General features: G+C 46.8%; 6 protein-coding genes. All 6 read right to left on the bottom strand.

From position 1 onward, the window contains the following. Positions 1-82 precede the first annotated feature (82 nt). On the bottom strand, positions 83-2,593 hold the full coding sequence (gene secA, locus CE058_RS16590) for a preprotein translocase subunit SecA (protein ID WP_163144177.1): 2,511 nt from the start codon (positions 2,591-2,593) through the stop codon (positions 83-85). An 817-nt stretch (positions 2,594-3,410) separates the two neighbouring features. Further along, the gene (locus CE058_RS16585) at positions 3,411-4,466 is read right to left on the bottom strand and encodes a YecA family protein (RefSeq protein ID WP_163144175.1); all 1,056 of its coding nucleotides are present in this window, start codon (positions 4,464-4,466) and stop codon (positions 3,411-3,413) included. 182 nt (positions 4,467-4,648) lie between these two features. Continuing rightward, positions 4,649-5,488, bottom strand: coding sequence for a DUF1028 domain-containing protein (locus CE058_RS16580; RefSeq protein ID WP_163144173.1), 840 nt, complete (start codon positions 5,486-5,488; stop codon positions 4,649-4,651). Between the two features lie 13 nt (positions 5,489-5,501). Continuing rightward, complete coding sequence (locus CE058_RS16575) at positions 5,502-6,032, bottom strand: chromate transporter (protein ID WP_163144171.1); 531 nt, start codon at positions 6,030-6,032, stop codon at positions 5,502-5,504. Beyond that, positions 6,029-6,604 (bottom strand): chromate transporter, encoded by a 576-nt coding sequence (locus CE058_RS16570; RefSeq protein ID WP_163144169.1) that lies wholly within the window; start codon positions 6,602-6,604, stop codon positions 6,029-6,031. Before CE058_RS16570 ends, CE058_RS16575 begins: the two co-directional genes overlap by 4 nt. A gap of 139 nt (positions 6,605-6,743) precedes the next feature. After that, positions 6,744-8,354: a gamma-glutamyltransferase family protein gene (locus CE058_RS16565; RefSeq protein ID WP_163144167.1), complete on the bottom strand. Its 1,611-nt coding sequence runs from the start codon at positions 8,352-8,354 to the stop codon at positions 6,744-6,746. Between the last annotated feature and the right edge of the window lie 290 nt (positions 8,355-8,644).

Genomic DNA, 8,644 nt, shown 5'->3' with positions numbered 1-8,644 from the left:
AGGATGCGGGTCATGCAGACGTTGCCACAGGACGTGGTGTTCTTAGTCTGCGTTCCTTCGTGGGCAAGGCGCTTCCGCTTTTCTATTCTGCTCCACAGCAGTTTTTATATTTCTTGCCGCTGCCGCAGATGCATTGGTCGTTGCGTCCAACGTCCATCTGTTTAACGACAGGTTTCTTCTTAACCTTTTCGCCGTCTTCTTTCGGGTTGACGGCCTGGCCTTTGGCCACTTCCTGGCGCTCGAGGTTGTTGCGGATTTCAGCTTTCATGATGTACTTGGCTACATCCTCTTCAATGGATGCAATCATGTTTTCAAACATGGCAAAGCCTTCTCCCTGGTACTCACGGAGCGGATCTGTCTGGCCATACGCACGCAGATGGATTCCCTGACGAAGCTGATCCATTGCGTCGATGTGATCCATCCACTTGGAGTCAACGGCACGAAGCACGATAACTTTTTCAAATTCACGCATTTGTTCAGGACTAAGCATTTCTTCTTTTTCATTATAGCGTTCTTTAACCTTGGCAAAAATGGTTTCGGCAATTTCCTCCGCATCCTTGCCGCGGATGTCATTTACAGTAAGGTCACCTTCATTAAGAAGGTTGCCATTTACATAGTCAATGATACCCTGCAGGTTCCAGTTTTCTTCATCTTCATGTCCAGGTGCATAACCTTCCACATTGCGCTGAATGCTGGTCATGATCATTTTTTCAACGATCTCTCTCAAGTTCTCAGATTCCAGGACTTCGTTTCGCTGACCGTAAAGAATCTCACGCTGCTGACGAAGAACATCGTCGTAAGAAAGAAGCTGCTTACGGGCATCGAAGTTGTTGCCCTCAACGCGTTTTTGCGCAGATTCAACAGCTCTTGAAACCATTTTACTCTGGATTGGCTGAGTGTCATCCATTCCAAGGCGTTCCATCATCGATTTCATATTGTCAGAACCGAAACGGCGCATCAATTCATCTTCCATGGAGAGGTAGAATTGCGTGACACCCGGGTCTCCCTGACGTCCGGAACGTCCGCGGAGCTGGTTATCAATACGTCTGCTTTCATGACGCTCTGTCCCAATAACGCAAAGACCGCCAATTTCCTTTACACCTTCACCTAGCTTGATATCCGTACCGCGACCTGCCATGTTTGTGGCAATCGTTACAGCACCCTGCTTACCGGCATCCAGGATAATTTCCGCTTCACGGCCGTGGTTCTTCGCATTTAGGACGTTATGCGGAACACCTTTTTTGCTCAGGTATTTAGAGATGATTTCAGATGTTTCGATCGCCACTGTACCGACGAGTACAGGCTGTCCTTTTTTATGACGCTCGGCAATATCTTCTACGACAGCACGGAATTTGCCATCCATTGTAGCATAAATCAAATCTGCTCTGTCATCACGGGCGATCGGACGGTTTGTCGGAATCACCACAACGTTCATATTGTAGATATTTCGGAATTCCTCTTCTTCCGTTTTCGCCGTACCAGTCATACCGGCAAGCTTTTCGTACATACGGAAATAGTTCTGGAATGTAATAGTTGCAAGGGTCATGCTCTCGTTCTGGATTTCAAGGCCTTCCTTCGCTTCGATCGCCTGGTGAAGCCCATCGCTGTATCGGCGGCCCTTCATCAGACGGCCGGTAAATTGGTCAACGATGACGATTTCATCGTCCTGAACGACATAATCGACATCCAGGTGCATGCTGGAATGTGCCTTAAGCGCCTGTGTAATATGGTGGTTAAGTGCAACATGCGAAATGTCGAAAAGGTTATCGATTCCAAAAGCCTTCTCTGCTTTTGTCATCCCTTCTTCAGTCAGCTGCACGCCTTTTGTTTTTTCATCATACGTAAAATCTTCGTCTTTTTTCAGGCGGCTGACAAACGCATTGGCCTGAATATAAAGCTGTGTAGACTTCTGGGCTGAGCCGGAAATGATCAGCGGTGTACGCGCTTCGTCAATAAGAATGGAGTCAACCTCATCGATTACAGCATAGTGAAGAGGACGCTGTACCTTCTGCTCTTTATAAAGAACCATGTTATCGCGAAGGTAATCAAACCCAAGCTCATTGTTTGTGCTGTATGTGATATCAGCCGCATATGCAGCCTGCTTTTCTTCTTTGGAAAGTCCGTTTAAATTAAGACCAACAGTCAGGCCAAGGAATTCGTAGAGCTGACCCATTTCAGTGGCATCACGGCTTGCGAGGTATTCGTTGACCGTTACAACGTGCACGCCTTTTCCTGTTAAGGCATTAAGGTAAACCGGCATAGTTGCAGTCAGGGTTTTACCTTCACCCGTTTTCATCTCGGAAATGTTTCCATCATGAAGGGAAATCCCCCCCATTAACTGAACCGGATATGGATATAAGCCAAGAACGCGCTTCGCTGCTTCACGGACAACCGCAAAGGCTTCAGTCAGCAGATCATCGACAGTTGCGCCCTTTTGATAGCGGGCTTTGAATTCTTCCGTTTTCTCGCGCAGCTGCTCGTCCGATAATTTCTCCATATCAGATGCAAGGGCATCGATTTCTTCTGCCATTTTGGTGAGGCGCTTTATTTCGCGTTTATTTTGATCAAACACTTTATTTAAAATCCCAAGCATAAAAACGCTCCTTTATGTTGGATATGACAGCTCTTTATTCAGGGCCGGACATATCTGATTTCATAGTTAATATCATTGCACAGGTAGTAATAAATTCGCTGTTTCCCGGCAGAATCCTCCCATGAAAATTCACATTATTTCTTATTAATATTACCACTTTGAGAGGGGGGTGACAACTTATGCCGCATGCGGGGTTAATCGAGGTCGTTAGTTTGATGATAGGGACACTGGTTTCCGTTCGGGGGCTGGGCGGCTTATTATCGGGGGTTGGGTCCGAAGTTGGACTGGGTTCGGACTCAAGATCGTTTTTTACCCAGGATTGTGTCCGAAGTTGGCTTAGGTTCGGACTCAGGATCGCTTTTTTCAGGGATTTGTGTCCGAAGTTGGGCTGGGTTCGGACTCAGAATGACTTTCTCCTCGGGATTGTGTCCGAAGTTGGCTTAGGTTCGGACTCAGGTTCGCTTTTTACGAGGGGGTGTGTCCGAAGTTGGCTTGGGTTCGGACTCAGGTTCGCTTTTTACGAGGGGGTGTGTCCGAAGTTGGGCTGGGTTCGGACTCAGAATCGCTTTTTTCAGGGATTTGTGTCCGAAGTTGGGCTGGGTTCGGACTCAGAATGACTTTTTCCTCGGGATTGTGTCCGAATTTGGCTTGGGTTCGTACTCAGGATCGCTTTTTTCCCAGGTTTGTGTCCGAATTTGGCTTGGGTTCGGACTCAGGATCGCTTTTTTCCCAAGGTTGTGTCCGAAGTTGGCTCTAAGTCCGGACTCAGACCAACATTCCCCATAAATAAAAACAGAGAGCAGCGATGCTCTCCATTTTATGAATTCGACGATTCAATCAGTTCAACAATAGTTTTCTCGACTGCGTCGTAAATCTCGCCATAATAAGTGGAAACCCGGTTGGCATTGATGCCGTATAACTCTCCGAATTCTTTCTGAGTGAGATTTTCCTTTACAGGAGCTATTGTGCTTACAAGGTATCGCAGGCCGGCAACATAGTTATCAGGCTTTTTAACCTGTTTACCGGTTTTCTCGATGTACTCCATCCAAAGTGAAATTCCCATGCCAATCAGCCATGGCTCTTCATCAGCTTTTATCATATCGTCCCGGAACATGTTGGCAACCTGCTCTGCACCCTTGGTAGGCCAGTCGAAATTGTCCATATTTGGACCAGATAATGATTTTGGCGTGTCATTCATAAGGTCAATGAGGAATTCAGCCATGTATTCTTCCGGATTCTCATATCCGGATTCTTCGAAGGAATATTGGATGTAATCTGCAAACTGTGCAGCATTATCTCCCGGCAGGTCAAATATAGCAGGAAATGCCACATACTCTTCTCCATAAGGAAGCAGCATGGCAAAGGCAAAGTTCCCTTCACTAACTTCCATATCACCAAATAGGGAGACATTGTAAACCTTTCCGGTCAGACAATCCTCGATAACTGCTCTGTTTTCAGTCACTTCAATTAATTTCCCAGCTGCTGCTTTGCTGTCCTCCCACGACTTCAAAATGTTTTTTAAGCGGGGGCGCGCGACGGCTGGCAGCTTAGAATGAATGAACTCATCCATGATGGAGTCCATATCTTCCAACGTTCCAAAAAGAACATACCAGAAAGAGTGCACAAATTCATAGAACTCTTTTTCCTGCGGTTCAATGTCTTCAAGTATTTCCAAAAGATCTTTGAAATCCTCTTTCATATCTTCCGCAAAATGAGTAAGTGCAAAGACCCTTGCTTCCTTTTGAAGCTCAAGAACTTCGTGATTCAATACATCCTTTATCGAAACAGCATCCCTGCTGCCGCAGCATTTTTTATATTTTTTTCCGCTTCCGCATGGGCACGGTTCGTTTCTGCTTACTTTTACTGTTGACATCTTCTAAATCTCTCCTACCAAATTCGTTTAACTATACTATCCTAACATTTATCGGGAAGTAAGGCATTATTTCAGTTGATTTAAACATTTGGCAGGTTAAGGAAGCTTAAATTAAATAGTCACTTCCTGATCTAACATCTATTCTGAACCCAAAGAAAAAACGAAGAGCTCCCTCTCCGTTTTCACAGCTTTTTCATATAAGCCAAAACATCCAAATCAATTTTTCCCGCTTCCTGCTCGCGGGCTTCGAAGTTTTCGGTATGAATAAAGGCCGTTAATGCTTTCAATAGCTGTTCATCACTCTGACCAGCCTTTAAATAATCGAGCCGAGTTAATTCCAGTACAAGCTCCTCTTTTACCTCACCTTCAATGGCCGCAACCCGTTCAGCCTTTGACGGTGCAAAGTACAGCTGCTGCAGATGATAAATCCGAATCAGCTCGTTAATCGGCTCCGGATGGTCATCAACCCGCAAGTCGATGTAGCGGTCGTTAAATCCTCCGTATCCGCCAGCTTCTTTCACTACAAGAAGGGCTGCGGATTGCTGGCCCCGGCTGTCACCGCCAGCTGCCTGGCCTGCATTCAAGGCGGCAAGCAGGCGCTCAGCCAGAGTGCCGTCTGTTGAGATAAACGTTTGGCCCATTGCCTCAACCGTTTTTTCATCCACCAGGATATTGCCCTGCGCGGCAAAGTGATGTCCGGTCATCCCTCCAGCCCAATCATAGCAGCCTTCCCCTGTGAACGTTGCCGGGTTTCCCATTCTATCCAGCAGTCCGACCTGGCGGAGCTCTTTTTCGGGATCATCTTTAGTAATGATTTCAAGGGCTTCCTCGGCCGTTTTTCCCTCTTCCATCAATTGCAATGCACGCGGTCCATAAGAAGTATTGGCGTAGGACTGAGTCGCAACGGCTCCAATACCTGCTTTAGCAAAAGGTACTACTGCACCGACTCCAAGAAATTTCGATTGAACCGCAATTCCCCATTCTTTTTCCTTCGGATCGTATCCCACGATGGAAAATGTCATAAAAACCTTCCCCCTATCCTAAAACAAGTCCTCCGTATACAAGCGCTCCAGCGATAACATAAGCCGGATGAACCTTAAGCCTTTCCATTAAAAAGAAGCTAACCAGCCCGATGAAAAGGGTCTGCCAGATGCCGGCACCTTCGTATGCAGAGAAAAAGAAGTCATACGTCATGATGCCAAGCAGGACCGCGATAACCGGCCGGATATAAGTAGTCATGCGCTTGACGCGCGGCGATTCCTTATACTTCATAAGAAGTCCGAGCAAGGCAATCATTAGAATCAGCGATGGAGCTACAGTGGCGAAGACTCCCACGATGGCTCCAAGGATTCCTCCCTGTTCATAACCAATATAGCCGGCCATTTTCGTTGCAATCGGTCCCGGCAGAGCATTGCCCATTGCCAGCATTTCACTGAATTCATTTGTTGTGAGCCAGCCATAATGGTCAACCACTTCATTCTCAACCAGCGGAATGGATGCCGGTCCCCCGCCGTATCCTAGAATCCCCGGAATGAAAAATGCCAAGAAGATCTGAACGTAAATCATGCGAGATTCCTCTCCTTTTTTGCCTCATTTTTATCCGCTTTATCTTTTTTCAGGAGAGCCGCAGTCAGCAAAACAAAAATGATAATCGCAGGATGAATATTAACGAATTCAAGAAGAATTAAGCTTACGGCCACAAAAAGGAGTGTCCAGCCCCAGCCCAGAGATGATTTCGAGGACTTTTTAACAAAGTCCCAAGTGAGTGTTGCCAGCATCACGGCCACAACTGGAACGACTGCCTTTGTCATGCCTGCTACCCATGGCTGGTCTTTGAATGTATTTAATGCGGTAAGAAGAATAATCATAAGGACAATTGTTGGTACCATTGTTGCTGCAAGTGCAGTGACCATGCCCAGAATGCCGCCAACACGATAGCCGATATAGCCGGCCATTTTTGTGGCAATCGGACCGGGAAGTGCGTTGCCCAGCGCCAGCACATCGCCGAATTCATCCGTATCCATCCATTTATATTTATCAACAACCTCTTTATGGACAAGGGGAATCGACGACGGGCCGCCGCCATATCCCAGAATGCCAACGCGGAAAAAAGCCATAAAGATGTCAGCCTGCTTCATGATGCAATCACCTCTTTTAATTTGAAAGTACTCCACCCCGGAAAAAGCAGGTGAAGGAGCGGCTTTTGTCTGGTCCGCTCCCCTTTACCTTTTATATGGTTATTTTACTCTTATATGCGTGCTGCTTCCTCACTTTTTATTACCAGGCGGCGATTGATCCGTCAGTTCTCGGTTCTGTTCCGCCCATAAGCACGCCTGTTTTTGGATCTCGCCAGATAATTTGGCCGCGGCCGAATCCGCCTGTGTCAACGGTTACCTCGATTTGATGTCCTTTGCGCACCAGGGCCTGCGCAATGTGAATAGGGAAATGAGGCTCCACCTGGACCTTTTTCCCTTCAATCCACTGCCATCTTGGCGCATCAAGGGCAGCCTGCGGGTTCAAATGGAAATCCACTGTATTCATGACCACCTGCATATGCCCCTGCGGCTGCATATAGCCGCCCATCACACCGAACGGTCCAACCGCTTCTCCGTCTTTTGTCAGGAATCCAGGAATAATCGTATGATATGTTTTCTTGCCCGGCTTCAGTGCATTATGGTGCTCGGGATCAAGAGAGAAGTCATGTCCGCGATTCTGAAGGGCAATTCCCGTTCCCGGAATGACAAGCCCTGAGCCGAATCCCATATAATTGCTTTGGATGAAGGAAACCATATTCCCTTCACTGTCAGCTGCTGCCAGATACACAGTACCTCCGCGCGGCGGCTGATATGGCTCAGGCGTTACTGCTTCCACTCCAATCTCACTTCGGCGGGATTCACCGTACTCCTCTGAAAGCAATTCTTCAACTGTCACTTTCATTTCAGCCGGATCTGTAATAAATGCCTTGCCATCTGTGAAAGCTAACTTCATCGCTTCGATTTGTTTGTGATAGGTATCCGCTGTTTCTTTATCACCAAATTCAAAGCCTTTAGCAATGTTTAAACCAAGAAGAGCCACAAGCCCCTGGCCGTTCGGCGGGATTTCCCAAACATCATAGCCACGATAGTTAACTTTGATGGGGTCCACCCATTCCGCCTTGTAATCTGCAAGGTCTTCTTTTGATAAAAAGGCATTGTATTTTTTTGAAAAAGCATCGATTTTATCAGCGATCTCACCGCGGTAAAAGCTCTCGCCGTCTGTTTCGCCAATGGCTCTTAAAGTGGCAGCATGTCCCTCAGAACGCCAGATCTCGCCAATTTCAGGAGCCCGTCCATCCGGAGCAAAGGTTTCAAACCAATGCTGGAATTCGTCGTCCGTCAAAATCTGTTTGAACTTTTTATACGCATACTGCCAGTACTTGCCGAGGATCGGTGTTAGCGGATAGCCTTTTTCCGCATAATCAATAGCGGGCTGAAGGACTTCTTTTAACGGAAGCCTGCCGAATCGCTTGGAAAGCTCAGCCCATGCGGATGGAGCACCAGGCACCGTAACCGGCATCCAGCCGTGTGTCGGCATTTTTTCAAAGCCTCTTTCCTTTAGAGCTTCTATGCTAATGGACTTTGGAGCAGGGCCGCTTGCATTCAAGCCATGCAGTTCCCCTTTCGTCCAGACGAGGGCAAATGCGTCGCCGCCGATTCCGTTGGAGGTCGGTTCAACGACTGTAAGAGCAGCCGCTGTAGCGATCGCTGCATCTATGGCATTTCCGCCTTTTTTCATGATATCTAGTCCAGCCTGTGCCGCCAGCGGCTGAGACGTTGCGACCATGCCGTTGTTTGCCATGACGGTCGTTCGCTGGGATGGATATGGGTGGTTTTGGAAATCAAAATTCATGGAGTTCACCTCTGTATTAAAGTGTTAAAATAGTTAATTCTGATTATAACAAATTATTTAAAAATTATGTTGGTATTTATTTCGGAAAACTAAACTATTTTGAATTATTGACAAAATAGGAAATATCCAATATGATGTACCTATAAATTGAATAGTTTCTCCTAAAGGGGAGTAGCTTTTACAGCAGAGTCGTCATTACGGAGCAGTTGCTCTCGGCTTTGTTGGCAATCTAAACAATTGTTAGCAAGACCTTTACCAAATCTGGTAGAGGTCTTTATTTATGGGCCTTT

The organism is Bacillus sp. 22-7, from assembly GCF_010628845.1.
Lineage (GTDB): Bacteria > Bacillota > Bacilli > Bacillales > Cytobacillaceae > Cytobacillus > Cytobacillus firmus_B.
This window is presented reverse-complemented; position numbering and strand designations above follow the sequence as displayed.